Source organism: Aquimarina penaris, from assembly GCF_040786285.1.
Classification (GTDB): Bacteria; Bacteroidota; Bacteroidia; order Flavobacteriales; family Flavobacteriaceae; genus Aquimarina.
The window spans coordinates 944525-971146 of record NZ_JBFMKQ010000002.1; the positions used below are offsets into that span (position 1 = coordinate 944525).

The following is a 26622-nucleotide window of genomic DNA, read 5'->3' on the forward strand; positions in this document are numbered from 1 at the left end:
AATAAAAAATCCCCAATATACTTATTGGGGATTAGTACTATAGTATGACTATTCCTTTTTTTCTTCAACTACTTTTTCAGGAAAAGCAAAGATTGCAGTGTCTACTTCAGGATCGAGTTTAATATCTTTAAAACTCATGGTCTGAAATTGATTTGTTATCGTAAAAGGAAAATAAACTCCATTTACTTCTTGATAATCACTGATAGAAGATTTTGCTATCTGACCTTTCATAGGGCCATCGTTAATTTCAGATTCAACGATGATTGGAACAAAATTTTCGGTATCAAAATAGTAATGAGATATGTTTGGCTTAGATTCACCATTAATAGTAATAGGATCTTTAGTTAATTTTATTTTGAAAGTCTCTGTACCATCTACTGTCTCTTTTCCAATAAGCTCTACAGAATACCCTTTGTCTTTATAGTTTAAAAATGGATCAGGAAAATCTTTAGATTGTTTTTTCATGTTCTCGGTAGCTTCACTATCACTTTTCTCAGCTTCCATAGTCATTTGATTTCTTTGCCAAGAGGTTTCACCATCAAAAGCAGACCAAACCATACGATTACCTTGAAGTTCTATAGTAACTACTTGTTTACCATCTTTTGTTGATACTTGTTCAAAAGGAATTTCCATGCCTTGCATTTTCATTACACCCACCATTTCGATACCTTTTAACTTTTCCCAATTTTCTTTACCACCAGTATTCTCGAAATAATTACCAAGTATTTCATCTGCAGTTTGTGCATGAAATGATGTGGTTACAGCTAATATTAAAGCTATTACTATAGATTTTAAAACACTCATTGTTGTAGTTTTTTATGTTGTTATTGTAAAATTAGTCAATCGAGTTATACTTTTGTTACACTTTTTCACTAATTCTTTTTATAATATGCAGTTTGGTAAAGTAGAATATCCGGAGAAAATTAATTTCGAATTACCCCAAGATCACAAGGACACGGCTGGGGTTTTAAAAAAAACATCGACCGAAGGTTTATCTGTGTATGTAGGATGTGCCAAATGGAATAAACAAGATCTAAAGGGGTTTTATCCGAGAGGCACCAAGGATGAACTAGAATATTACTCAAGACAATTTAATAGTATTGAGTTAAATGCTACATTTTACAGAATATTTTCGGAAGACCAGTTTAAAAAGTGGTATGATAAAACCCCAGAAGGGTTTAAGTTTTTTCCAAAACTTGTGCAAAATATTTCTCATCTTAAACGGTTAAACGAAGATGTTCAGCCCTATGTTGATGAATATTTATCTAATGTTATTCATCTTAAAGAAAAATTGGGTACTATTTTCTTGCAGATGCATGGCAATTTTGCTCCTAAAAATTTTGATAGAGTAATTCGTTTTATTGAAAAATGGCCTAGAGAAGTACGTTTAGCGGTAGAATTTAGGCATACCGATTGGTTTAATGATCAAGTGGTAGCCGAAGAATTGTACTCACTTCTAGAAAATTATAATATAGCTAATATAATTACCGATACCGCAGGTAGGAGAGACTTACTACATATGCGATTAACTAATGACGAGGCCTTTATTAGATATGTTGGTGCAAACCACACCACAGATTATAGTAGACTAGATGATTGGATTATACGATTTAAGTCCTGGAAAAAACTAGGAATTAATAAGGTGCACTTTTTTGTACATCAAAATATTGAAAAAGAATCACCGCTTTTATCAAAGTATTTTATCAATACACTGAATGAACAATTAAATACTAAACTTAATTTACCTGATCATTCGACTGATGATTTAAAGTTGTTTTGAGTGTATTTCTTGGTGTAGTATGGTTTTTAAGTAAATAAATAAGGGGTTTTTGCATTAAAAAATGTTAAAAAACGGATTTTACTTGCATGTTATCGATAAAAATGTGTATTTTGCCGATGTATTTGAGAATTATGTTATAATTATTACATTAATATTTAATTCATACATAATTTAAAAATGTGATAAAATTAACCCCCAATCTTAAAATGTAATCATATGAGCAAATCTTTACACTCTCTAACTTTATTGGTCTTCTTGTTGATTTTTAACTTTATAAGCTCGCAATCTTCATTTGCGGATAATCATTTTTCTCATAAAACAGATATCTTTTACTCTACCGATGTTGAATCTAATTTAGAAGATAGTCATACAACTTCTAACAAGAAGGTTTTTTCCTACATTTTTAAAACCGAAGATGCTCATTTAGATCATGATCATAATGATGACCTTTCGTTGTTAGATGTAATTTCTTCTGATGAAAGTTCTGATTTTAATTGTTCTGGTGGATTTTGTATGAATAAATTACATTTTCATAAAAAAGGATTAACTATAAAAAAACAACTCTTCGTTTATTTTATGAGAATCTCTTGCTAGTTTAAATTTTATTGAATTAGTTATTTACGGATTACCTTGGGTTGTAAATATATTCAGCTATTTTTGCAACTTAAATCTGGTAGCTATGACATTTTTAGAACTTGGAGTCTCCAAAGAACTTTGCAAAGGCCTCAAAGAAATAGGTATTACAATTCCTACAAAGATTCAAGAACAAGCCATACCAGCTTTAATGAATCATCAAATTGATTTTATAGGCAAGGCTCAAACAGGAACAGGAAAAACGGCAGCCTTTGGAATCCCAGTATTGTCTGATATACATCCAGAAAAAAATCATGTACAAGCCTTGATTTTGGCTCCAACACGAGAGCTTGGTCAACAAATAGCAAAACAACTTTTTAAATTTACAAAGTACACAGATAAGATTTTTATAGAGTCTGTTTACGGTGGAGAAAAAATTGAAAGACAAATTTCTAGATTAAGTAGACCCACACATATTATCGTGGCTACTCCTGGAAGACTCATAGATCTAATGCAGAGAAAAGTGGTTGATATTTCTAAAATAAAGACCCTAATACTAGATGAGGCAGATGAGATGTTAAGTATGGGTTTCAAAAAAGACCTTACTACTATTTTGGGTAAAACCAAAGGTCATAGAAATGTGTGGCTTTTTTCGGCTACAATGCCTTCATCGTTAAATGAGATTATTACTACCTATGTAGATAAAAATGCAGTACAGATTAGTATCGATAAGAATGATGCTGTAAATAAAGGTATTGATCATCAATTTGTGATTGGTGAAGAGATAAATAAATTAGATACTCTTATCTATTTTTTGAAAACGCAAAAGAATAGTAGGGGGATTATTTTTACGAAAACTAAAGCAGCGGCAAGAACTCTTTCTAAACAACTAAACTCTAAGAATTATGAAGTAGGTTTGCTTGAGGGCGAAATGACCCAAAAGGAACGGGATAAAGTAATGAGAGCTTTTAGAAATAAGACTTTACGATTGTTAGTATCGACAGATGTGGCTGCAAGAGGTATAGATGTGGCTAACCTGGCTTTTGTGATACATTATCAATTACCTGATCAAATAGAGTATTATACGCATAGAAGTGGAAGAACTGCTAGAGCGGGTAAAACAGGATTATCTTTGGCTTTAGTAACAAAATCAGAAATTAAAGTCCTTAGAGAATTAGAAAAACAGCTTGGCATTAGATTTAACCAGATAAGGTAATAAAAGAGTTGATTAGCTTACACTTATTGTAGAAATAACAGATAATAGTTTATCGAAATTTACAGGTTTTGAGAAGTAATTATCAAAACCAATATTAATGAAACGTTGTTTGTCTCCTGGCATGGCATAAGCAGTAACTGCAAAAACCGGTGTGTTTTTGATTATATCTAACTTACGAAATCTTTGAAGCAACTCACAACCATCCATTTGATTTAATCCCAGATTAATATCAACTAGGATAAGATCAAGATTTTTTTCTTTGACTACTTTAAGAGCTTGCGAGCCATTTTCTGCAATGATAACATTAGAATCATGTTTGGATAACATTTTATCCATGACCAGAGCATTTATTTTATTATCTTCTACGTAAAGAATATTCATAGGTGTTTTGGAATTATAATTATAAGTTCTGTACCCTTCCCTAATTTACTTTTTAATTTAATTTTCCCACCTAAAATCTCAATATATCTTTTTGAAAGACTTAGCCCAATACCGGTTCCTTCATATTCGCGACTTATACCAACGCTTCCTTGCATTAGTGGCTCAAAGATTTTATCAAAATCTTTTTTGTCTATGCCTATACCAGTATCTTTAATATAAATATAAATATTTTTTTTTGAAATTTTAGAATTAATGTAAATGCGGACGGCTCCTTTTTTTGTGTATTTAATGGCATTATGTATTACATTATTAAGAGCTGGTCGAAATAGATTCATATCTATTTTTGCTTGTGGGCTCTCTGCATCGAGTTCTAGAGTATAATCTAATTCTTTACTGTCTGCCATATATTTGTACTCTCTAAAAGAGGTTTCTACAATATAATTGATATCTACTTCTTCAAAATTAAGGTTATCATGGATTGCGTTTATTTCACTAAATGTAGACAGCTTATTCATCGTATCTAATAATCGATCTTTGCTTTCTTCTAAGTATTTAAGTAATTCATTTTGTTCTTCGGGGTATTTATCCTTAAGTATCAAATTACTTATTGTCATTATACCATTTAGTGGTGTTCTTATTTCATGACTAAAATTTGATAGTATATTAGATTTTAGATTACTAAGCTCTTGTTCTCTTAGATGCGCCTCTGTTATGGCTTGTTCTGCAAGTTTTCTTTCAGAAATGTCATGAAAGCTTACTAGTATTGAGTTTATTTTATAATCATTGTCAAAAATGGGAGTGTACTTTGATTCAAGCCACTGGGTACGCCCTTCGTTAGTAATGCGTTCAACTTCCTTTTTTATTGTATTACCTTTTAGAGCTTCGTTAAAAGTATGCGAAAACGAATTTTTAAAATTAAGGGGCATAACATCAACAAAAAAACTATCGGTTTGAGTAGGATCTATATTAAAATCTCGTTTAATTATTTTTAATGACTTTTTATCAGCTATTAAAATTTTTCCTTTTGTGTCTAACAATACTGTGTATGCAAATCCATTATTCACTATAGCTTGTAGTCTGCTTTTGCCTTCGATGATAGTTCGTTCATTTAGTTTTTTTTGATGTACATCTATCAAATTACCAATCATACGTATAGTCTCACCTTTTTTATTTTTTCTTCTAAAGCCGTGAACTTCATAATGATGATATGATCCTTTGTAATGCTTTAAACGATAATAATTAAAATAGTGGTTTCCCGTTTTGTTAAGATTATCCAGATGTCTTTGTAGTGCATTTTCGACATCTTCGGGGTGTATCATTTTTCGAAATTCTTCTTCAGGTACAAAATCTTGACTCAATGGTAATCCAAGCATTTCTTTAAAGGCTTTACTGTAGAAGACCATATTGGTTTCTATAATATGATCAAACAACCCGGATTGTATACCTTTAAGTGCTAAATGTTTGGTTTCTTCATTATATTTTAGTTTTTCAATATACTTATGACGTTCTGTAACATCTGCAATAGTACCATTTACATAAACTACTTCATTTTTATAAATAACGGGTTGGGCAACTACCTTAACCCATTTTTCTACCCCTTTATGAGTGATTATTTTTTCGGTATATTCATAGGGCTCTTTATTTTTTATAAGGTTATCAAGGTAACCTTCTAATCGTGCCCTGGATTCTATAGGGTAGAATGAGGCTCCTAATTCCCTGGTCATAGGAACATCTGGATCTAAATCTTTTATATAGTAACACCCCTTTGACCAATACATTTCTTTATTTTTGGGATTAAAATACCAAGCTCCAGTTTTGGTAAGTTTAGAAAGTGTAATTAAAGCTCTGTGTTCTTTATATTCTTCAGTAGTATCGATTCCTGTGGCATAAATTAAATCATCATAATAAGTTAGATTAAATTTCAATGCAAGCACCGTATTATTTTTAGTAACAAAACTGAAAGGCTTACTTATAATAGAATTTTCTTTGGATAAGTTTGCAATAGCATCTTTAAAAATTGTTACATCTTCATCAATAATATAATCAGTGATATATTTTACTTCGCCTATATAGGAGGGTGTAAACAGAGTCTCGCATCTATTATTATAGGCGATGACTTCACCATTTTTTTTTAAAATAAAAAGAAAGTGTAAAGTTTTCTCGGCTAAGATTTCAAATTGTTCCAGAGTAAAAGGCATAAAAAACGGTCATTTCTATAATAGTTCTGGGGTAATTTTATCTTAAAGTTACAAAATGATTTAGAATGACAGCATTTAAGAGGTTGTTTTTAAAGCTATAATCGATTAACTCTAACATAAATCGATGAAATCACACTAGAAAAGCTAACTTTTTCGTGAAGTAATGTTTTTTAAAAATACAAGGCGCTAGGATATGCTCATTACTCTTATTTATCTTGTACAGCATAATTGCCAATAGTTTATAAAATAAGGATTGAGTGGACTCATTATTTTCTATTTTTAGATTGAAAAAAGAGTGTAGAATACCTCAAAAAGTGGCAAATTATAATTTGTTTAATGGTTCTTAATTGAATGAAATCATAAAAAATATAAATCGTATTTTTAATGAAGGTAAAGGGTTAATTGTTGACATTGCTATGTTAAAAAATAAAAAATCAGTTTGCGAGGAGGAAAATTTTCAATTTTTGTTCGAGAGCTATTCCGAATCCATACGTAACTTCATTTATTATAGATGTGGGGATATGGATTTTGCCGAGGATATCACTCAGGATGCATTTATGAAGTTATGGGAGAATTGTAAAAAAGTTGTTTTTGATACCGCTAAATCTTTTGTTATGAAGATTGCACAAAATAAATTTTACAATGTTAAGGCCCGTGAGAAAATAGTATTAAAATATCGTCAACAAATAACATTTCAACAGCTAGTTTCAAAAAGCCCTGAATTCTTAATGGAAGAGAAAGAGTTTATGGAAATCTTAATAAGAAGTATTGAAGAGCTTCCTTACAGACAAAGAGAGGTCTTCCTTTTAAGTAGAAAGGACAAAAAAACATATGCCGAAATAGCAGAAATTGTTGGGATAACTCAAAAAGCAGTAGAACGAAGAATGTATCTAGCATTAACATCTCTAAGAGAAAAATTTAAAGACATTATCTAACGAAACATCAGGTCATGGAAAATTTGGGAGGAAAGAAGGAAGAGCTTCTAGCTAGATGGATATCTAATGAGCTCTCTATGGATGAAAGAGAAGCCTTCGAGAACTCTAAAGAATTTGAGATTTATAATGTGATTTTTGGAGCAACAGAGCAAATAGAAATTGAGCCTTATAATAAAGAAACCGCCTTTGAATCTATACAAAGAAATGTAAATAAAGATATAAAAGATACTTCAATAGTCTCTAAATGGATGTATATAGCAGCTGCCTCTATTGTTCTTCTTTTAGGTTATTTTTATTTTTCGTTTCAGAAGGAAAGTTTTGAATCTAACTATGGAGAACAACTTGAATTAGGATTACCCGATGGTTCTGAAGTAATTCTAAACTCGAAAGCCCAAGTTAGTTATCGAAAAAGAAATTGGGATGAAAATCGAATGTTAAATCTAGATGGAGAAGCCTATTTCAAAGTGAATCCAGGATCAACATTCAAAATTATACTAGATGAAGGAGTGGTAACTGTTATTGGAACTGAATTTACTGTAAATTCGAACACTAAAATTTTAGAGGTGATTTGTTTTAAAGGAAAGGTTAAGATTGAATCAAACAAAAAATCCAAAATTCTTAATAGTGGTGAGGCAACACGAGTTATTAATTCTGTTTTCGAAAATTGGACCCTTTCTTCTCAAAAACCTTTGTGGATAAACGGAGAAAGTAATTTTAATAATGCACCTCTTTACCAGGTAATAAAAGCTTTAGAGAATCAATATAACATTAAAGTTAATAACCAAAACATTGATGACCAAGTAAGGTTTAGTGGGAGTTTTACACACAAAAACATGGAAATTGCACTGCAAACAGTATTTAAATCTGCAAAAATAAAGTATACACTTAAGAATAAAAACATGATAGATTTAGAATATGATAATTGAGATATACTTCATAATTTTCTTTAAAATCATCTAAATGAAATATCTGTTTATAATTGTCTTTTTACTATCCATTTCGAAAATGTTTGGACAGGAAAACAGAAGAGATATCAGTTATACCAAAACCGAGTTGACTAAAGTTTTGAATGAGCTGGAAACGCTGTTCGATGTTAAGTTTTCTTATTTAATAGATATAGTTGAGAATAAAGAGATAAGTCTCAATATGTTAAATGCATCAATTGACGAGATAATTTATGAAATTGAAGAGAGGACTAAATTGTTCTTTGATAAGATTGACGAACGTTATTACATTGTAAGAAATAACTATGTAATAGAAGTTTGTGGTTATGTAATTGATATTGATAGTGGTAATCCAATTGAAGGTGCCAATATTATAAATAAAACTAAGCGTAAAGGAACTTCATCAAATAAAAATGGCTTTTTTAGCATTAGAAGAGTGAATGTATTAGATAGTTTAACCATTTCTTTTTTAGGCTATAAAACAATACGGGTTGCGGCAAAGAATTCAACTGCAGGAACTTGTAGTAATTATGCCATTGAACCCACTAAAATTATATTGAATGAAGTAATAACCAAAGGTGGTTTTTTAAGAACCAAATGGCAAGACGATGGGGCCATTTCCTTAGAATCAAGTTCTATGGGCTCTTTATCTGGATCTCCCGAGCCAGACATACTACAAAATATTCAATCCTTGCCAGGAATAAATAGTCCTTTAGAAACTGCTTCGGGCTTATATTTTCGTGGTAGTACTCCTGATCAAAACCTGATTTTATGGGATGGTATCAAAATGTATAATGCAGATCATTTTTTTGGATCCACTTCTATATTCAATCCTTATATTACAAAAGACATTACGATATATAAAAACGGTGTTAAACCTGAGTATGGGAATAGTGTCGCTGGAGTTATTCATATGAAAACAGACACCACAATTAGTAAAAGGGTAGTGGGAGGATTAGGTTTAAACTCAATATTCGGAGATGCTTATCTCAAGATACCCGTTGGAAGAAAAATGGGAATGATAATAGGGTTCAGAAGATCTTTATCTGATGTGTTGTCAACGAAAGCTTTTGACAATTTTACCAAAAGAATTATTCAGCCCACTACGATTTCAGACAGAGAAGAAAATTTGAGTTCGTTTCCCTCTATTAGTGATACAAGATTTCGTTTTTCAGATATAACCTTAAAATTAATTGCAGAAATTTCGAATAAGGATAAGGTGATAGTATCAAATCTCTTTGCTCAAAATCGTTTGTCTAATGATTTTGAAGTTACTGATCCGAATATTAATGTAAGTTTAAAAGATCGGCTTAGAATAAAAAATGAAGGTCTTGTAGCCTCCTGGAGAAGAAATTGGAGTGACAACTTTTTATCAAAAACAGAAATATATTACTCTTCATATGATTTTGATTATGAAGGTGAATATGTGTTTCCAACCTTGGATTTACTTACCAATAAAAAAAACACTGTTAGAGAAACAGGAGTTAGATTACATGGGGAATGGGATGTTGATAAGAGGATTGTAATTTCGGGAGGTTATCAATTTCAAGGTACGAAGATTAACTTTTTCCTTGAAGACACTTTCGAAAGCAGAAGAGAAGATAGAAATAACCCTGTTCATGCCATATACGGTCAGGCGAATTTGGTCGATATAAAAAAATGGAATATTAACCTAGGATTCAGAATCAATCAATATTCAAAGTTAGATAGAATTCTTATAGAACCCCGAATATATATCGAGAAAAAATTAGGTGATTTCACTCTCAAGACCTCTGGTGAATACAGAAGTCAATCCGTAAGTCAAATAACTGAACTAACAACTCCTAATTTAGGACTTAATGATGTTGTGTGGGTGTCTCCTGATGAAAATAATAACTTTCTTTACAGAAGCCGTCAAGCCTCTATAGGTTTTTTGTATACTAAGAAAGGATGGAATATTGATTGTGATGTGTACCACAAAAAAATTAAAGGGATAACTTCTTTAATTCAAGGGTTCGAAGCACTGGTAATAGGATTAGAAAGATTTAATTTTTTTGAAGGAAATAGTACTCATAATGGCCTAGAACTTTTAGTAGAAAAGAAAATATCCAATTATACTACCTTGATAGGATATAACTATACCGATGTTGATTTTAACTTTAAAGATTTAAATCAAGGAGCCTCTTTTCCCGCAAATAATGCTATTAAACATTCGTTTACGTGGTCACATTTTTATCAACTCAACAAAATTCAATTTTCCCTGGCCTGGAATTATCGCACCGGAACTCCATTTACTCCTCCTGTTAGAGTTATTCCGGTAGGGGATTCAGGAGCTCTAGAAACTGAATATGGTTCTATAAATTCAGATAATTTACCAGATTATCACAGACTTGATTTCTCTACTGGATATAATTTTGAAATGTCTAAAGGTAAAAATCCGATAGATTGCACATTGGGTGTGGGGATACAAAATATTTATAATCGAAAAAATGTATTGAACAGATTGTATCAGGTGGAAAATTCTGAGAACCCTACATTTATCGCTTTAGATGATTTCTCTTTGGAAATTACTACTAATTTTTTTGTGAGATTTAATCTATAACTATATCTACAAAAAGGGATATTAAATCTAAAGTATATTTGCTTCTTTTCGATAAAACTCGATCAATCAGCGAACAGAATTCCTTTAACAAAAGTTAAAAAAAACTTAAAAAAATAGGGTATAAGCTTTTGTCTTTGTAGTGTATTTGTATTGCAAACATTTCTAATGTATATCAACCATAATAATATCATTTAGATATTATGTATGAGAACACTTTTTAATTGTCTTCAAAGTAATGTAATGCTCTCTACCTACCGTTAAAAAACAAAAAAAATACTATTTCACTAGTATAGTGGTTGCCCTTAAAAACTTTCAAAATTAAGTAAGGTGCATTCATTATTGTGTATTCATCAAGAATACTCAAATACTATATAAGTTCACTTTAAAAAAAGTAAAGAATGTTTAGTAAAACAATATCACTCAAAATTAGCATATAATGAAAAAAATCATCGTCATCTCATTTTTATTTGTTTTTGCATTATCAGCATGGGCGTTTCACATAGTGTCAGAAACTGCCGCTGGTAAAACTAAGAAACTGGAATTAGAAAAAACTATAGTACTGGTACATGGAGCGTTTGCAGATGGATCATCTTGGAATAAAGTAGTGCCTATTCTTCAGAAGCAAGGACTCAAAACAATTGCCGTTCAAAATCCATTGTCCTCACTTCGGGATGATGTTGATTTTACCACTCGAGCAATAGAAGAAGCGAGTGGGAAAGTTATTTTAGTTGGTCATTCTTGGGGAGGAATGGTTATTACCGAAGCAGGTAATCATGAAAAAGTAGAATCTCTTGTGTATGTTTCGGCATTTGCGCCAGACGATAATGAGCATCTTCATGATATTCTTAACACTGCTCATAAAGTAAAAAAAATACCTACCGTTCCTGGATTTGTAGACCCTATAATTGATAATTACGGTTTTATACGTTTAAGTGAAGAGACTGTTGTCAAATATTTCGCTCCCGATATACCCAAGTCTGATGCAAAATTAATTGCCGCACATCAAGGTAAACTTCAAAAAGATGCACTAGATCAAAAAATTACCCAAGCGGCTTGGAAAAATAAACCAGCATGGTTCATTATATCAGCAAATGATAAGATGATTGCACCTGATGTAATGCGGAACATGGCTGCTAGAATTGGGGCTAAAACATATGAATTACCAACAAGTCATGTCCCAATGTTATCTCGACCTAAACAAGTGGCTAAAATAATCATTGAAGCCGCTCGAGGTTCGAACTAGAAAGTACTTTTTCATCCCTATACTTTTATGAAAATCTTACTATAAAATTATGACATACAACAGAATAGAATTAAAATCAGAAGAGTCTGAGATCATTTCGGTAAAATTAAATGAGCTATTGGCTAATTATCAAATATTCTATAAGCGGATAACCATATTAAGGTGTAATCCTATCCATTCTTACTCTAATTATGTAGAAAGTAGTATTAGAAGAGCATTATTATTATGAGGAAAAATACCATAGTTCATATCACACTTTTAATAATCACCTGTCATCTGGCTTACACTCAGGTTAAGGTGGGTGGTACAGTTAAGGGAAGTAATGACGAATCATTGATAGGTGCACATATCAGTCTTCAACCAAAAGGCTATTTTGGTATAACAGATACCAATGGTTTTTTTGAAATAAAAGATGTTCTTCCTGGAAAATATAATATTACTATTACGCATTTGGGGTCTAAAACGTATTTGGATAGCATTAATGTAAGTAATGAAGAATTTTCGTTATCTGTAACCCTAGATAATGATTTACTTAATCTGAAAAGTGTTGTAGTAACAGGAACTTTCGAACCCAGAACCCAATTGGAATCCAATACAGCAATTACAATACTGAGGCCTAAAGAACTGGCTAAGGCTTTTCCAAGAGGGACGGCTGATTTGTTACAAAATATTCCGGGTACTTTTACAGACCCTTCAGCCGGTGAAGTTTTTACAAGAGTATATACAAGAGGAGTATCTGCATCGGTTGAAGATGATCTCGGGTGGTACTATGTTTCTTTACAAGAGGATGGATTACCGGTTAGTCTTGTACAACATTCTTTTTACAGCCCAGATCTTTTTCATCGTACAGATTTAACTACTAAAAAGGTTGAGGCAATACGCGGAGGTAACGCTACCGTAACGGCTTTAAATGGTCCAGGAGCTATTTTCAATTTTATATCTCATGGACAATACGATCATTTAAATGGTGAGTTTTCGGTACTTGGAGGGAGTCAGGGTGAAGAAAATTCAATGTTTAGAATCGATGGAACTCTAGGGGGGGCTATTGGTAAAGGATGGTATTATAATGCCGGAGGACATTACCGCAGAGATGAAGGGGCGAGAAATGTTGACTTCACTTTTAGTAAAGGAGGTCAGCTCAGATTCAATGTTATTAAAAATAACAACAACGGCTATTTTAAGCTTTATGGTAAATTCCTGGACGATTTTACCAATCGGTATACTGGTGTTGCGGCTCAAAACTGGGGTAGTCCTCACGCTGCATTTGGTCAAGATTTCAATACAACCGCATTAATGCTTCCTCAGTTTAGTACGAATATTCCGGATGGCAGAAATCTTTCCAATGGCTCGGTGAATTCGTTCGATCCTTCTCGAGGAGTTCATGCTGAAGAAATTGCACTTGGTATTAAAACCTTCCAGGAGTTAAAAAATGAATGGAAATTAAATATGAATGTTAAGTATTCTGATAAAAATGCCGACTGGCAAACGTCTCAAGGTAATTCTCTTATTTCACTCAATGCTCCAATTGGATATTTTGCAAGTGGTGCAGTTTTTCCTATAGGTCAAGTCGTATTTAGAGATGCCATATCTGGAGAAGAGGTTTCCCGAATAAATAATAGCGGCATACTAACAGGAGGTACTTTTGAATATTTAACAGAAGGTAGATTACCTAATGATGCCATCATGGGGGCACTTCCCTGGTTCAAAAAAAATGAATCTAAAGAATGGATAGGTCGGGTATCTATTCAAAAACGAATACATAATCACAACTTAAGCTTTGGAGTAGCAGGAGGATTTTCTAATACCTCGGTATTTACGCAAGCCAGTTTTGCTTATGTCACCTATGAGCCTAGCCCCAGAATGCTGGAGGTAACCCTGGAAAATCCCGGGCAACCAATAATTGCCTTATCAGATTCTAATGGTGTAAGTAATTATGGAGGATTGTTTTATGGGAATTCAGAGGCGGATATAAACCAGCTGGCATTCTTTGCCAGTGATCATTGGAAACTAACAGATAAGGTGCATCTCGATGTTGGATTGCGTTTTGAAACTATAACCCATAAAGGAAATAATGATAGGTTTGAGTCCATAGAGTCTATGCAACTGATTGGAGGGCTTGATAACAATCCCAACACAGCTTATGATAATGAAATTCTATTCTCAACAGGAGAAAAAGACAATTTTGATTTTACTTATAATTACCTTTCTTTTTCTGCAGGCATCAATTACAAGTTTACGGATGAATCTGCGGTATTTACTCGTTTTTCTTCTGGAAATAAAGCCCCCGAACTTAATTATTACTTCAATAATTTTTCTAATGTTCCTATCAACCAAGCAGGAGAAATCCAAAAAATACAGCAGGTTGAATTAGGCCTGAAACATAGCCGGAAAAATTTCTCTTCGACCTTAACCGCATTTTGGAGTGAGTTGAATAATGTTGGATTTATCGATTTTGAATTTGATGCGGATGATGGGACCATTTTTTATGCCCCCGTTCAATTTAATGATTCCAGAACCATGGGATTAGAGTTAGAAGGAGCGTATACTCTCACATCGTATATCACATTACGTATGAGCGGAACATTGCAAGATGCAGAAGCCACCCAATGGACGGTGTACAACGCATCGGGTACAGTGAATACAGATGATGACTTCGTCGTTGATTTCTCAGGTAACAAATTACCTTATAATCCTAATCTTATGTTAAGCGCAACTGCAGAGCTTGAAAAAAACAGGCTTAATGCATTCTTTAAATGGCAATTTATGGGAGAACGTGAGGCAAATGTGGCAAATGGTTTTCAATTGCCCGATTACAGTATATTCAATCTTGGTTTGGGATATGAAATAAGCTCGAAATTGAGAGCTAATTTCTTAATGACTAACGTATTTAACTCAGAGGGCTTAGCCAATTTCCTTGGGGTGAATAGTATTGGGTCCAATATCAATGATGTAACTCCTGCATTTGTCCAACAGAATCCAGATGCCGGTTTTATAGTTGTACCTGTTTTACCCAGAGGTGCTGTCTTAAAACTAAATTATCGATTCTAATGATTTTATCGTCGATCTTTTCTCAAGAAAAAAATTAATAAGGTTGATCGACTATGCGAAGTGCAGGAATTCACCCTAAAAGGTATAATTCAATTACAATCAAAAATGTTTATCTACCGGCATATTTTTAATAATATGACTGTTAGGAAAACTATTTTGAACCCTAAAAAGCCGTAATCAAATTCAAATCGGGAAGATTGAATAAATAAAAGGGAAGATACCATATTTTATAAAAAGTTGTTTCGTCGGAACTTTACCGTATCAATAAACAGTTGAAAATTTAACTTTTAAAACAGATATCATGACTAAATTCGATGTACCGACACGTGATAAAGTAAGTCACAACAATCAAGCAATTTTTGACGACTTAAAGAAAAGCATAGGTTTCGTTCCTAATCTTTTTGCCAGCTTCGCATATTCTGAAAATGGATTAAAGAATTTTCTAGATTTTTCAAATGGCAAGAGTTCATTGAAAGCCAAAGAAAAAGAGGTGGTAAACTTGGCAGTAAGCCAAGTAAACAATTGCGAATATTGCCTTTCGGCACACACAGCTGTAGCTAAAATGAATGGTTATACTGTGGAACAGACCAAAGAGTTCAGACAAGGAAAATCATCTATTAACCCAAAACTTGATGCGTTAGCCAGATTTGCCAAAAATATAACTGAAAACAGGGGGAATACGGATCCGGAAGTACTCAAAAATTTCTTCAATCAGGGATGGACCAAGGAAAATATGGTAGATGCTATATTGATAGCAGGCGATAAAACGGTAACAAACTATATGAATAATACGACCAGGGTTCCTGTAGATTTTCCGTTAGTAGAACCGCTAGAAGTTAACGCTTGAAAGTAACTTGTTTTTATAATTTGATTGATAAGGTTAATTGGCTGAAGGCTCGTAACCTGGCGAGCCTTCAACAATTCATAGTGTTTAATAGTTTACTGATATTTATTTTTTTTTAATTATGATGCATAATTCATTTCAACCAAACGAATTAAATCCTTGTGCCTGGATCGATTTATACCATGATAACTTTATTATTTACACCATAAAAAGGATTGATGATTATGAATTGGCAAAAGATATTGTACAAGAAACATTTATTGCTGCTTTTCGTTCAGTCCCAAATTATAAAGGAAAGGCTTCCGAAAGGACTTGGCTTATTTCTATATTGAAACGAAAAATTATAGATTACTATAGGAAGAGGAATACACGCCAAAGAAAAACATTTGTCTTAGCAAGTTACATACAGCGAGAAGAGCACGAAAATTGGCTGGAAAAGAAAGTAGTGGATTCCTCACATAAAACACTATATAATAACCTGGATTCTAATCATTTGAAGCTTAAAATCCAATCGGCTATTAAAAAACTACCCCAGAAACAAGCGCAAGCTATTTCTTTAAAAATACGCGGTTGGGGCACCCAAGAAATTTGCGAAGAATTGGAAATAAGCAAACCAAATTTATGGGTTATGATACACAGAGCAAGACAAGTACTAAAAAATGAGCTGAAAGAGCATCTTTATTAGCACGGGAATGAATGGTACGACAATTTGTAAAATTTTCCTTTTATTGAAAACCATATACTATGGCCGAATTAATCCATTAAGTTTCTAAAGAATTATTTTACTCGATAATCGAGATTTAAATGCTCCGAGGTTTGCCTCGAAATCAAAATTATTTTCCAACCAATGCCTCGCGGGCTTGCCCCGAGGTAGTTTAGTACCAAAAAAAATCCAAGAAGTGTGCTTCAAAATATTTTAAAGTTTTCTTACTCCAGATACTTGTATTTAATGATTAAATATTGTTTAATATTTTTTTTGAAAAGTTAAACAATATCATTACATTGTGTAATCTAAACACAGTATCATAGTACAAAGCCCAAACAATGAAAACATTAAAGAAAAGACTAGAGGGAATTAATCACAAAAGGGCTTTTTGGATTATGGTCGTATGGATTTTGATTTCCAATTTTATCTTTATTTATGATCATGCTACTTTGTATTATGCAAATGCAATAGAGGAGAGTTATAATTTTTGGGGAAATTATTTAAACTACATCATACTTACTATTATAGTTGGGATAATTGGTGGAGTTTATACCGTAGGTAGAATGGAGCTCTGGTTACAAAAACTTCCGTTTTGGAAAGCGTTGCTGTATATTTTAGCTAAGTTCATCATCATTGGTGGATCAATAGCACTTATAGGTGCAGCTTCCTTCGTTACTGTAGATACTGGACTCTCTTTCTTCAGCGCCGAAGTTTGGTCAGAATCTTTAGCACTTTTACAAACCTGGCCCTATATTAAAACCTTCTTTGTATGGCTGTTCATTGTAATGATCACTCTTGTTGTGGTGAAGTTTAAATACATCGACTCCTAGTCTATTTGTTGAACAGGTAGATTATATTTTTCCAATTATTCAAAAACTATTCCCATTAGGAATATCACTGATGTCATGATTTGGCGTTGTATTTTCAATTTTAAGAACCCGGTCATACTTTTGTTTTTAAGAATCTTATCCCTGAAATACCCAAATGGTTACCGTTTTTTATTTGGACAGGTCTTATCTCAAATTTGTTGTGAGGCCGGGTTCTTGTAATTTATACTTCTACTAAAAGTGATAAAATTTCTATCGAGAATATCCTATATAGCGGTGATTCCACCCTGTACCGGTATCTCTTCCCCAATAATGTATGACGAATCACTAGAAGCCAAGAATAACACTGCTTTGGCAATTTCTTCAGGATTTCCGAAACGTTTAAGAGTTGTCTGAGCAGTAATTGCTTCGGCTGCACCATTGAGCACATCTTCCGGCAAACCAATCTTACCCCAAAATGGCGTTCCAATAGGTCCTGGACTCACCGCATTAACCCTGATTCCTCTGTCTGATAACTCGGCAGCCGCTACACGAACCAACGAACGTAATGCCGCTTTGCTTGAGCTAAGTAAACTACTACCCGCAAAACCAACTTGATTAAGCCATGAGGTCGTGATGATCACAGAGGCGCCTTCGCTCAAATATGGAATCGCCCTTTGTAATGTGAAATATGATCCTTTAAAGTTCACATTTATCTGCTTATCAAATATTTTTTCATCAGTTTCGGCTATTGGCACAATTACTCCTTGCCCTACATTTATATACAAAATATCAACGGCTCCAAATTTAGATTTTGTTTCGGAATATAACCTATCCAAATCATCCAGTCTTGTTATGTCTCCCTGCACACCATGAGCGTTCTCACCCAGTTCATTTAACGCTGCGTTTATTGCTTCTTGTTTTCTTCCAAAAATGACAACCTTAGCCCCATTCTTAGTGAACTCTTTAGCCGTTGCCAAACCCATCCCGCTACTACCTCCCGTAATAACAGCAACTTTATCTTTTAGTTTTTCCATATTCTCATTTTTAATTGTTAAAATCTAATTATAATCCCCTTTTCATCTAACCAATTAAAGAGAATTGCTTTAATGTTCTTAAATCTGTTTTTTTTGAATCGTCTTTGATTTTTTGTGATAGCTTCATTTGCTAGTTAGGTCTAGTTAAAATGGCAAATTCAAACCAAGCGTAACTCTTCCACCTTCATCAGACGAAAAATAGGCTATATTGAAAGCAGTAAATCCACTTAAAGAAAAATATATTCCTCCACCTACCGATGTATGCCACGTATTAGAATTATCATTTTCGATCCAAACCCGACCGTAATCAAATCCAGCGTATGTCCCCATACCTATGGGAATAATCTTGTTTCGTAATTTACCCAATGCAAACCTCAGATCTGTACTGTGATAAAACGATCTTTTGCCTGTAAAACGTTGTTCTCTGAAGCCCCTTAAGCCATCATTACCACCAATAGTAGCGCCTTGATAAAATTCAAATTCATTATTAAAATTAATCCTTGTTTTGATTTTAGATGCCAGAACTATTCGCTCTCTTTTGTCAAGCTTTGTAGCAATCCGAGCCTGTGAAATGAGGTAGGGGAAGCTTCTATTTTCATTGAGACTAGTTATATAGCCACCAGTAAGCTTAAACCCAATTCCCGCTTTAGATATGGGTATATTCCGTAGATTGTCATATTCAAAGGACCCATGAACTCCTATGAAATGTTGTATATCGAATATGTTTTGGTTTAATGGAGCTGTGTCTATAAACCGTTTATTCGTTCGTTCAACCTCAAAATTTTCATAAGAAATACCTGTTGAAATTATGCTTCCTTGAAAGCCTCTATATACCAATGAAGGGGCGATTAGAGATTTTTGAATGCGTACTCTATTGAAATCGCTACCGAAATCATCATCAAAATTCTGAGTACCATTTCCAAAACCAAAGAAGTTATCAGTATAATTAGGGCTACTATAATTAAGTTCAACTGCCAAATTGATCTTATCAAATATTGAAGCAAATTCTCCCTGGTATTTAATATTGACACTCGTAGTTGATGGATAATAGGCGAATTCAAAACGGTGGTCATCGGTAAAAGGATTACGAACTAACGAATTTTTCTGATGATTAAATTGAAGTCCGATACCTAAACCATCATCAGGTTCGTATGCTAATAGCGGTTTAAAACTGCTAATATTTTTACGGTTATTTTTGAAATAATAGGTATTGAGATCATACTTATCGGAAAGAAACTTAGAAACTGGTTTTTCAAACGTGTTCTTTTTCGATTTTTGGTCATATACTTTTATATTTCTTTTGTTTTCGATACGATAAGTATCCTTTCCGTTACCCCCAATAATTTTAATGTGGATTTTATTATTTCCCTTTCCGCTCACCCGAAAGGTATCGCTATCATTAAGCCCATAGATCCAGATTTCATGAGTATCTTCACTATTATAGGTTGCATCCCAAAATTTAAGCCTGTCTTCAGCGTTTGCATTTTTATACCCCTTAACCTTGGTTTTACCATTAGGCATTCTGATTATTTCAAAATAGTCTTCTTTATCTGTTCCGGTTATGAATATATGGCGTGCCAAATACTCATAAACTTCAGTAGCATTTATTTCTATATTTCCGAGCCTTTTTTTTAATGCAGATTTTACACTAGCCATTCTTTTCTGATCGATTTCTTTGGGTAAATTTTCAAAGGCTTTTTCGATTACATCTTCCGTTAGGTTTGCTTTTATAAAACGAGCTTGCTTAATCCAGTCTGTGCGAGTGTGATTTTTTAGAACAGCGAAGTCTATATCATCTCCAGCATCATTAAACCAACGCGAATAATTATAATCTCCGTTATAACGTTGCATGAATCTGAGAGGGGGATTTAAGCTAGTCAGAAGTCTAAGAAAAGCACCATCAAAATCAGAAAATGCCTGGTCTCTATCTCTGGGTATCGGAAGGTAAATAGTCTCACCGACTGAAGTCTTTGTTTTTGCCCATTTCCATTGGTCAGCATGCCTATCCCAATCGCCTATAAGGTTATCGAAAATCCTTGCACGAATGTACAGTTGTTCATCTATAAAAAAATCCTCTTTAGAACGCAATTTTTCAAGAAGTTCTGCTGTGTTCACAATTTCATTCGAATTTCCAAGGCTTCGTGCATTTTTATGACCATCTGCAAGGCGTTCTTCTATAAAATAAATTTTGTTCCCAAAGCTATCATTATACTTGCCTAAAGCCTTTTGTTTGGGAACATAAAACAGTCGGGGATTAGGATGGAGTACACCAATAGCATCAGCCAGGTCTGCAATGGTTAATACTCCGTAAGGATTAGCAGTTGTCCAATAATCTTGAAGAAGTTCTATAAAAAAAGTATCTGCAACATCAGCCTCTAAATATTGTGTTTTGAACAAAAAATATTGAAGAAACCTTAGGGCACTTTTCTTTGCAGAACGCATGGTATATTCTCTGCCATTACGATCTGTAAGCCTTATAGAATTGGTTTGATGCCCGCCACCCATGCGTAATGGGGTGAGTCCGCCATATAAAGTGTCGAGAAGGACAGTTTTTAGTTTTACCTTTGTGGTGTAATCTTCTCGATAATGATTTCCTAATAAAGCTTTATATAAACGGCCGTTTTTGAGTTCGTCTTTAGTGTATATGGATTCCCAAACATATTGAGGTACTATTTGTTTGTGGTATTTTGCATCTTCATAATACACATTGGGAGGCAAAATTTCTGCATTATAGAGACTACCAACATACCCATTTGAATTCCCATAAAAACTTACCCAAACAGCACCATCAACAAATTGAGTCAACTTAGAAAAACCGATATCGGAAGCTGTAAATCCTTTTTTAACATTGCTTACGCGAGATCCTCTGGAACCCGACCCACTTATTATGATTGGGATTCCCTTCTCTTTTAAATATTGTAGACTATTATCGTGTCCGCTTAATAAAATTACTTTTTCGGTTTGTTTTGCTATGGTAATGATTCTATCGCTAAATTCTTTGTAGTGACGATTACTAAGGTTTTGAGGATTCAACCCGAAACTAAAACGATCACCATATGACCCCATACTCTTTACGGGATGATGTGCTGCCAAAATAACGGTCTTTCCTTCTCCTTTTTTGATTTTGTTCTCTACCTGTTCATAAAAGTCTTCCTTGGTCTTTATATCGCAATCGTTATTTAAAGTAGGATATTTATCCCAATTCATTATGGCCCATTGCGAATCTAGAATGATAAGGTCTATTTCGCTATTTACTTTTATTCGCTTAATAGGGCATCCGTTTTCCGGTTGAAAAGCAGACTCTCCAAGAACTTTTTCAATGAGATTTTCTTGCTTTTTTAATCCTTTTGGACCAAAATCCCAATCCGTATTTCCAGGAATAAATATACTATTACCATTGAAGGTGTTAATAATATTGGCCATTGAGTTTATTTGACCTGAAGTATTCCTTTTGTTTGGCACAACGATTTTTGAGAAGCTATTTTTAGAAAAGTTATTACCTAAAAAAAGGAGTGTACTATTTTTTGGGGCCTGTTTCAAAATTTCTTTCAAAGCATTAAAGTTTTGCTTTGCTATTTTGAAATCGATTGCCTCCCCAACATCTCCAATAGCATAAAATATATGAGAAACCTGTTTATTAGGTAGTGATTCCTGAGAACTCATCTTTTGAAAAAATAAGAGAGTCATTAAGGTAAAGGTACATCCAAGTATCGTTCGCATAGCAGTATCAATATGAGTTTAGAAAGTTCTTCCTGTCTTCCTGAATACCGAAGGAGACATCCCAACAGAGTTTTTAAATAATCTCGAAAAGTATCCGGCAGTTTCATAGCCCAACTCATAAGTGATATCTTCAATGGTACGATTTGTGTGCAGTAGCAGTTTTTTCGCTTCGATCATGATGCGATTTCGAATTACTCCTGATGGAGTATCGTCAGAATGTTCTCTAAAAATGTTTGATATGGTTTTTGGAGACCTAAATAACATCGCTGCGTATTCAGAAACCTGATGTTTTTTTTTAAAGTGACTTTCGATCAATTCGTTAAACTTATGTATGATTTCTAATTGACTATTATGCAGCTTTGGTTCTGTATCTTCTTTTTGTAAGTATAATTTGGATAGGACCAGTATCCTTTTGAGTACATAGCGAAGCATCTCTTCCTGGACTTTGTTGTCGTTTTCGAACTCTCTTTCGAAACAATCAAACATGGTTTCGAAATCATAAATATCCTCGTCGGACAATGACAATAAAACAGGGTATTTGGTTCCGAAGAACCAAAACCAATAAAAAGATACTTCCTCATCATAATCACGTATTGAATAAAAGGCTTTATTAAAAGCAACTGCTTTCAAACTCGAAGGTTCATCTATAACTTCAACACTGTTTAAGGGCTTACAGAAAAACAGTTGATTCTTACGTATCACTTTAAGATCTCCGTCAACAAACAATTTTGTATCTCCTGCAGTGTTTATAAATACTTTGTATAAAGCACTATTCATAAATAATGGCATGTAACTAAGATCCTCAAAATCTGTTACCATAAATAAGCCTCCATTTTCGGGATTAATAAAATCATGTTTCATGGTTGAATGTTTTATTTTCAAGAGGCCAATAGACTAATTGAAATGAATAATAGATTTCAATTCTCCAATCAAAGACTGCTATTAGATATTCTACTAACAGTTTTATAAAAAGTATGTACTACCAGCCCTCGGATATTATTTATTTCTTCGAATTTTATTTATTTGTTGTAACTGGTTCAAAATTGAATGGAACCGACTGATACATATAAAATATGCATGGTTCTTCTGATACACAACCCGTAGTGTGTACCTCATTGGCAGGAACATACCAATATGATCCGGGTCCCATGACTTTTGCATCCTCTGGTTCTTCGTCTTCCATTGGATTTATAATCTGCCCCGAAATAACTACGGCTTTATAACTATTAGCATGGGTATGAGGTGGTGTAATGAAGCTTCCTCCCGGAAATTTGGCAAAAGTTCCATGCGAACCTTCAAATGTATTTCCGCTAACCATTGCAAAATTGATAGGAAAACCGTCAAATGCTGTTACCCATTTCAAATCTTCTGGAGTTAAAAAAATGCCGGCCTTGCCATCAGTATTTAATGATTGAACTGTTGTATTTGGTTTGGGATCTTGCCCGCAACTGTATAGTGTACTTAGGATAAGTACACTAACAATTAATATATTCTTTAAATTATTCATAACGTCTGATTTTTGTAAACTTCATTGTAATCGATTTGATTGGTGACTTGGTAAGGTTTAATAGTCTCTTTAATCTAGTTTCGACCAGCCATTACACCACCATCAATATCCCAAACCGCACCAGTTACCCAAGAGCTCTCTTCGAGCAATAGAAAACGAATGGTTCTCGCAATATCATCTGGTCTTCCAACCCTTCCGATAGGGTGAAAATCATTAAAGCCCTGAAGATTTTCTTCAATTTTGTCTTTATCCATAAAAGCTCCATATATAGGTGTCACAACAACTGCTGGAGATACTGCATTTACACGAATTTTGTATTCGGCCAATTCCATGGCCAAATGTTGAGTAAGGCTATGTAATCCTGCTTTTGCCATTGAATAGGCACTCGAGGGAGTGGCCTTAATAGCTTGTTTGGCCCACATAGATCCTATATTGACAATAGAGCCGCCCTCATTTTCTTTCATAAGATGAACTACAGCCTGAGTAATAAAAAAGAAGGCTTTATTAAAATCGTGATAGATATTGTAATCTTGTTCTGTATGCTCAAGAAAAGGTTTTGGTTTAAAGTAACCTGCAGCGTTAAGTAGGTATTTAACATTAGAAGCTATTTCCTTTAAAGAATTGGTAAATATCTGTACTGCCGAAAGATCAAATAAATCCAACCCTATGGTTTTAAAGGATCCTAGAGTAGAAAGTTCTTCTTCCACAATGTCCAGGTTTTTATCCTTTCTTCCAACTACTATAACTTCTATTCCATCTTTTAATAAAAGTTCGGCTGCTGCCTTTCCCATTCCTGTCGTTCCACCAATAATTAATGCTTGCTCTTTCATTTTGTTGCGTATTTGTTAAATTTTTCTTTTGTTGTTTGCTGTGAAGTTTTATTCCAATTTTCTCAAAAAAGAATGAATATTCTCAATGATCTCTTCTCCTTTTTCTTCTAAGGCAAAATGTCCGGTGTCATAGGTATAATATTCTGCATTCGGAACATCTTTTTTATAAGCTTCAGCGCCCGATACTGGAAAAAAGGCATCATTTCTACCCCATACCAAAAGCAATGGCGGCTGAGTTTTTCTTATATATTCCTGCCATAGAGGATATAGTTTTAGGTTATTTCTATAATCATAAAAAAGGTCTAAATTAACATCTTGCATTCCGGGTCTGGACATAACGTTAAAATCCAGCATCCAGTTGTCGGGGCTTATTTTCTCTACATTTTTTACGCCATGTGTGTATTGCCATTTTAATGCCCCTAGACTAAAAACTTTGAAAAGTGATTGTCGGTTTTCTTCTGTATTGGCTTTCCATAATTCACGTACATCCTTCCAGGCTTCACCTAAACCTTCTTCATAAATATTTGCGTTTTGTATTATTAATGCTTTTATTTTTTCGGGATGTTTTGTGGCAATGCGAAAACCAATTGGCCCGCCGTAATCGTGCATCATTAATACATATGAATTTAGATTGAACGACTCCACGAATTCATTAATTAAATCTCCGATGTTATCAAAGGTGTATTCGAATTCTTCTGGATTTGGGTAATCACTTGAACCAAACCCTGGGTAATCAGGAGCGATCACATAATACTCGTTCCCAAGCGCGGCCAGTACTTCTCTATACTGATGAGAGGAAGACGGAAAACCATGAAATAGAAGCACTGCGGGCTTTTTTGGATCCCCGGATTCTCTATAAAAGATATTTACTCCTCTAATGTTTTTGCTTTTATAAAGAATTTCTGAAGAGATAGTGTTTTCATTAATTGATCGCTCATTCTCTAATTTGACATTGAAACATAGAGTGCTTAAAAAGGCCAAAGATGCAATGAGGACTAACAATATAAGTAAGGTTATTTTTTTCATCAGATTTAGATTTTAGATTCAATAACTTTTTCAAATACAAAATTGGCATAAGATCGTTTCACATTCTTTTCAAAAATTGCTGTGTTATTAGAATTATGCCGTTAGAGATTGTTGCATAGATGATATTCATTTAGTCTTGTTTTCGAACGACTGATTTTAAACGAGCAATTTTTCAACAATGCAGCATAATAGTGGAGAAATAGATTTTTAGTTTCCTCGAATTTTGTGCTGAAACAAAATAGATATGTCAGCATATGGATTGAACATAAATAATGATATGTGTTCCCTATTTTAATCTGAAACGGGAGGTAATCCATTTTTTTGAAATCTATTAAATCGCTACAGATGGAGTTAAAATCTGAGCATATTAAAAATCTAAATCACTTAAAATTTAAAGAAAATGAGAACAGTTTATTTGAAACAATTATTTAGTATCGTTATAGTACTTTTTTTGGTCCAGGCAACTCATGCACAATTACCAGAACCAGTATTTGAAATTGATGGGAATACCGCTATAGTTATAACCGATCCACAGGTTGATTTTCTAAGTACAAAAGGAGTTGCTTGGGGAGCTGTAGGAGAAAGTGTTAAGGAAAACAATACCGTAGCCAATATTGAAACGCTCTTCAAACTTGGGGAACGCTATAATATTCCGGTATTTGTATCTCCTCATTATTATTACCCACATGATCATACCTGGAAATTTGAAGGTGTTCTGGAGCGACTCATGCATAACATCAAAATGTTTGACCGTACCGATCAGGTAAGTTCAGAAGGTTTTGAGGGATCCGGAGCCGATTGGATGCCACAGTACAAAAAGTATATCAACAAATCCCGTGTTACTGTATCGGGCCCTCATAAGATTTATGGTCCAGAATCTAATGATTTGGCGCTTCAATTAAGGAAGCAGAAAATAGACAAAATCATATTAGGAGGTATGTCTGGAAACTTGTGTATCGAAGCACACATGAGAGAACTTATGGAGAATGGTTTTGAGGTTGCTGTTGTTGGTGATGCTACTGCCTCGGCAAAACTTCCTGGATTGGATGGTAATCGGGCCGCACAAACCAATTTTAAAATGATTTCCAGTAAGGTATTTACGACCAAAGAGCTGGCGGCAGAGTTAGCTAAATAAAATGTAGCTGATACCCACGCTAAACTTCTTGATTTTGAATATTAGGTGTATTAGGGGAGGAAACTAAGTTTTAGCATAGAACGAACTCTTATACTTACTAATCTAAAATAAA

At 33.7% G+C, this 26622-nt stretch carries 22 protein-coding genes; 13 read left to right on the plus strand and 9 right to left on the minus strand.

Annotated features, from left to right (window positions below):
• Positions 1 to 48 precede the first annotated feature (48 nt).
• Entirely contained in the window at positions 49 to 804 is a 756-nt protein-coding gene (locus ABW637_RS13630) for a LolA-like protein (protein ID WP_367585252.1), read from the minus strand.
• Between the two features lie 85 nt (positions 805 to 889).
• Here ABW637_RS13630 and ABW637_RS13635 point away from each other — a divergent pair, with 85 nt between their 5' ends.
• The 3 genes from ABW637_RS13635 to ABW637_RS13645 all read left to right on the plus strand — a co-directional run bounded on the left by ABW637_RS13635 (position 890) and on the right by ABW637_RS13645 (position 3569).
• Positions 890 to 1780: a DUF72 domain-containing protein gene (locus ABW637_RS13635; RefSeq protein WP_367585253.1), complete on the plus strand. Its 891-nt coding sequence runs from the start codon at positions 890 to 892 to the stop codon at positions 1778 to 1780.
• Between the two features lie 216 nt (positions 1781 to 1996).
• On the plus strand, positions 1997 to 2374 hold the full coding sequence (locus ABW637_RS13640) for a hypothetical protein (protein ID WP_367585254.1): 378 nt from the start codon (positions 1997 to 1999) through the stop codon (positions 2372 to 2374).
• Between the two features lie 85 nt (positions 2375 to 2459).
• Positions 2460 to 3569, plus strand: coding sequence for a DEAD/DEAH box helicase (locus tag ABW637_RS13645; protein WP_367585255.1), 1110 nt, complete (start codon positions 2460 to 2462; stop codon positions 3567 to 3569).
• Between the two features lie 12 nt (positions 3570 to 3581).
• Here ABW637_RS13645 and ABW637_RS13650 read toward each other — a convergent pair whose 3' ends face one another.
• A complete protein-coding gene (locus ABW637_RS13650) occupies positions 3582 to 3950 on the minus strand; it encodes a response regulator (RefSeq protein ID WP_367585256.1) in 369 nt (122 codons plus the stop codon).
• Positions 3947 to 6148, minus strand: a complete 2202-nt coding sequence (locus ABW637_RS13655) for a PAS domain-containing protein (RefSeq protein ID WP_367585257.1) — start codon at positions 6146 to 6148, stop codon at positions 3947 to 3949. Before ABW637_RS13655 ends, ABW637_RS13650 begins: the two co-directional genes overlap by 4 nt.
• A 347-nt stretch (positions 6149 to 6495) precedes the next feature.
• Here ABW637_RS13655 and ABW637_RS13660 point away from each other — a divergent pair, with 347 nt between their 5' ends.
• From ABW637_RS13660 to ABW637_RS13700, 9 genes are all read left to right on the plus strand, one after another.
• Entirely contained in the window at positions 6496 to 7083 is a 588-nt protein-coding gene (locus ABW637_RS13660) for an RNA polymerase sigma factor (RefSeq protein WP_367585258.1), read from the plus strand.
• 14 nt (positions 7084 to 7097) lie between these two features.
• Positions 7098 to 8009, plus strand: a complete 912-nt coding sequence (locus tag ABW637_RS13665; protein ID WP_367585259.1) for a FecR family protein — start codon at positions 7098 to 7100, stop codon at positions 8007 to 8009.
• A gap of 34 nt (positions 8010 to 8043) precedes the next feature.
• Positions 8044 to 10608, plus strand: coding sequence for a TonB-dependent receptor (locus tag ABW637_RS13670; RefSeq protein WP_367585260.1), 2565 nt, complete (start codon positions 8044 to 8046; stop codon positions 10606 to 10608).
• 436 nt (positions 10609 to 11044) lie between these two features.
• Positions 11045 to 11851, plus strand: coding sequence for an alpha/beta fold hydrolase (locus ABW637_RS13675; protein WP_367585261.1), 807 nt, complete (start codon positions 11045 to 11047; stop codon positions 11849 to 11851).
• A gap of 49 nt (positions 11852 to 11900) precedes the next feature.
• The gene (locus ABW637_RS13680; protein WP_367585262.1) at positions 11901 to 12080 is read left to right on the plus strand and encodes a hypothetical protein; all 180 of its coding nucleotides are present in this window, start codon (positions 11901 to 11903) and stop codon (positions 12078 to 12080) included.
• On the plus strand, positions 12077 to 14899 hold the full coding sequence (locus tag ABW637_RS13685) for a TonB-dependent receptor (RefSeq protein ID WP_367585263.1): 2823 nt from the start codon (positions 12077 to 12079) through the stop codon (positions 14897 to 14899). The genes ABW637_RS13680 and ABW637_RS13685 overlap by 4 nt, the downstream gene beginning before the upstream one ends.
• A gap of 301 nt (positions 14900 to 15200) precedes the next feature.
• On the plus strand, positions 15201 to 15746 hold the full coding sequence (locus ABW637_RS13690) for a carboxymuconolactone decarboxylase family protein (protein WP_367585264.1): 546 nt from the start codon (positions 15201 to 15203) through the stop codon (positions 15744 to 15746).
• Positions 15747 to 15864: 118 nt separating this feature from the next.
• Positions 15865 to 16428, plus strand: coding sequence for an RNA polymerase sigma factor (locus tag ABW637_RS13695; RefSeq protein ID WP_367585265.1), 564 nt, complete (start codon positions 15865 to 15867; stop codon positions 16426 to 16428).
• 359 nt (positions 16429 to 16787) lie between these two features.
• Positions 16788 to 17279: a hypothetical protein gene (locus ABW637_RS13700; RefSeq protein WP_367585266.1), complete on the plus strand. Its 492-nt coding sequence runs from the start codon at positions 16788 to 16790 to the stop codon at positions 17277 to 17279.
• 263 nt (positions 17280 to 17542) lie between these two features.
• Here the strand turns inward: ABW637_RS13700 and ABW637_RS13705 are convergent, their stop codons facing one another.
• The 6 genes from ABW637_RS13705 to ABW637_RS13730 all read right to left on the minus strand — a co-directional run bounded on the left by ABW637_RS13705 (position 17543) and on the right by ABW637_RS13730 (position 25375).
• Positions 17543 to 18292 (minus strand): SDR family oxidoreductase, encoded by a 750-nt coding sequence (locus tag ABW637_RS13705; RefSeq protein WP_367585267.1) that lies wholly within the window; start codon positions 18290 to 18292, stop codon positions 17543 to 17545.
• Between the two features lie 144 nt (positions 18293 to 18436).
• The gene (locus tag ABW637_RS13710) at positions 18437 to 22012 is read right to left on the minus strand and encodes a metallophosphoesterase (protein ID WP_367585268.1); all 3576 of its coding nucleotides are present in this window, start codon (positions 22010 to 22012) and stop codon (positions 18437 to 18439) included.
• Positions 22013 to 22030: 18 nt separating this feature from the next.
• Positions 22031 to 22873 (minus strand): helix-turn-helix domain-containing protein, encoded by an 843-nt coding sequence (locus ABW637_RS13715; protein WP_367585269.1) that lies wholly within the window; start codon positions 22871 to 22873, stop codon positions 22031 to 22033.
• A gap of 154 nt (positions 22874 to 23027) precedes the next feature.
• Entirely contained in the window at positions 23028 to 23519 is a 492-nt protein-coding gene (locus ABW637_RS13720; RefSeq protein WP_367585270.1) for a DUF4437 domain-containing protein, read from the minus strand.
• A gap of 74 nt (positions 23520 to 23593) precedes the next feature.
• Positions 23594 to 24349: an SDR family NAD(P)-dependent oxidoreductase gene (locus ABW637_RS13725; protein WP_367585271.1), complete on the minus strand. Its 756-nt coding sequence runs from the start codon at positions 24347 to 24349 to the stop codon at positions 23594 to 23596.
• Between the two features lie 48 nt (positions 24350 to 24397).
• Positions 24398 to 25375 (minus strand): alpha/beta fold hydrolase, encoded by a 978-nt coding sequence (locus tag ABW637_RS13730; protein WP_367585272.1) that lies wholly within the window; start codon positions 25373 to 25375, stop codon positions 24398 to 24400.
• A 400-nt stretch (positions 25376 to 25775) separates the two neighbouring features.
• On the opposite strand from ABW637_RS13730, the gene ABW637_RS13735 reads away from it, so the two are divergent.
• Entirely contained in the window at positions 25776 to 26510 is a 735-nt protein-coding gene (locus ABW637_RS13735) for an isochorismatase family protein (protein ID WP_367585273.1), read from the plus strand.
• Positions 26511 to 26622 lie beyond the last annotated feature (112 nt).

Bases quoted from the DNA above. Each gene is read 5' to 3' on its own strand.
- ABW637_RS13630 (WP_367585252.1), bottom strand. From the start codon at position 804: ATGAGTGTTTTAAAATCTATAGTAATAGCTTTAATATTAGCTGTAACC.
- ABW637_RS13635 (WP_367585253.1), top strand. From the start codon at position 890: ATGCAGTTTGGTAAAGTAGAATATCCGGAGAAAATTAATTTCGAATTA.
- ABW637_RS13640 (WP_367585254.1), top strand. From the start codon at position 1,997: ATGAGCAAATCTTTACACTCTCTAACTTTATTGGTCTTCTTGTTGATT.
- ABW637_RS13645 (WP_367585255.1), top strand. From the start codon at position 2,460: ATGACATTTTTAGAACTTGGAGTCTCCAAAGAACTTTGCAAAGGCCTC.
- ABW637_RS13650 (WP_367585256.1), bottom strand. From the start codon at position 3,950: ATGAATATTCTTTACGTAGAAGATAATAAAATAAATGCTCTGGTCATG.
- ABW637_RS13655 (WP_367585257.1), bottom strand. From the start codon at position 6,148: ATGCCTTTTACTCTGGAACAATTTGAAATCTTAGCCGAGAAAACTTTA.
- ABW637_RS13665 (WP_367585259.1), top strand. From the start codon at position 7,098: ATGGAAAATTTGGGAGGAAAGAAGGAAGAGCTTCTAGCTAGATGGATA.
- ABW637_RS13670 (WP_367585260.1), top strand. From the start codon at position 8,044: ATGAAATATCTGTTTATAATTGTCTTTTTACTATCCATTTCGAAAATG.
- ABW637_RS13675 (WP_367585261.1), top strand. From the start codon at position 11,045: ATGAAAAAAATCATCGTCATCTCATTTTTATTTGTTTTTGCATTATCA.
- ABW637_RS13680 (WP_367585262.1), top strand. From the start codon at position 11,901: ATGACATACAACAGAATAGAATTAAAATCAGAAGAGTCTGAGATCATT.
- ABW637_RS13685 (WP_367585263.1), top strand. From the start codon at position 12,077: ATGAGGAAAAATACCATAGTTCATATCACACTTTTAATAATCACCTGT.
- ABW637_RS13690 (WP_367585264.1), top strand. From the start codon at position 15,201: ATGACTAAATTCGATGTACCGACACGTGATAAAGTAAGTCACAACAAT.
- ABW637_RS13695 (WP_367585265.1), top strand. From the start codon at position 15,865: ATGATGCATAATTCATTTCAACCAAACGAATTAAATCCTTGTGCCTGG.
- ABW637_RS13700 (WP_367585266.1), top strand. From the start codon at position 16,788: ATGAAAACATTAAAGAAAAGACTAGAGGGAATTAATCACAAAAGGGCT.
- ABW637_RS13705 (WP_367585267.1), bottom strand. From the start codon at position 18,292: ATGGAAAAACTAAAAGATAAAGTTGCTGTTATTACGGGAGGTAGTAGC.
- ABW637_RS13710 (WP_367585268.1), bottom strand. From the start codon at position 22,012: ATGCGAACGATACTTGGATGTACCTTTACCTTAATGACTCTCTTATTT.
- ABW637_RS13715 (WP_367585269.1), bottom strand. From the start codon at position 22,873: ATGAAACATGATTTTATTAATCCCGAAAATGGAGGCTTATTTATGGTA.
- ABW637_RS13720 (WP_367585270.1), bottom strand. From the start codon at position 23,519: ATGAATAATTTAAAGAATATATTAATTGTTAGTGTACTTATCCTAAGT.
- ABW637_RS13725 (WP_367585271.1), bottom strand. From the start codon at position 24,349: ATGAAAGAGCAAGCATTAATTATTGGTGGAACGACAGGAATGGGAAAG.
- ABW637_RS13730 (WP_367585272.1), bottom strand. From the start codon at position 25,375: ATGAAAAAAATAACCTTACTTATATTGTTAGTCCTCATTGCATCTTTG.
- ABW637_RS13735 (WP_367585273.1), top strand. From the start codon at position 25,776: ATGAGAACAGTTTATTTGAAACAATTATTTAGTATCGTTATAGTACTT.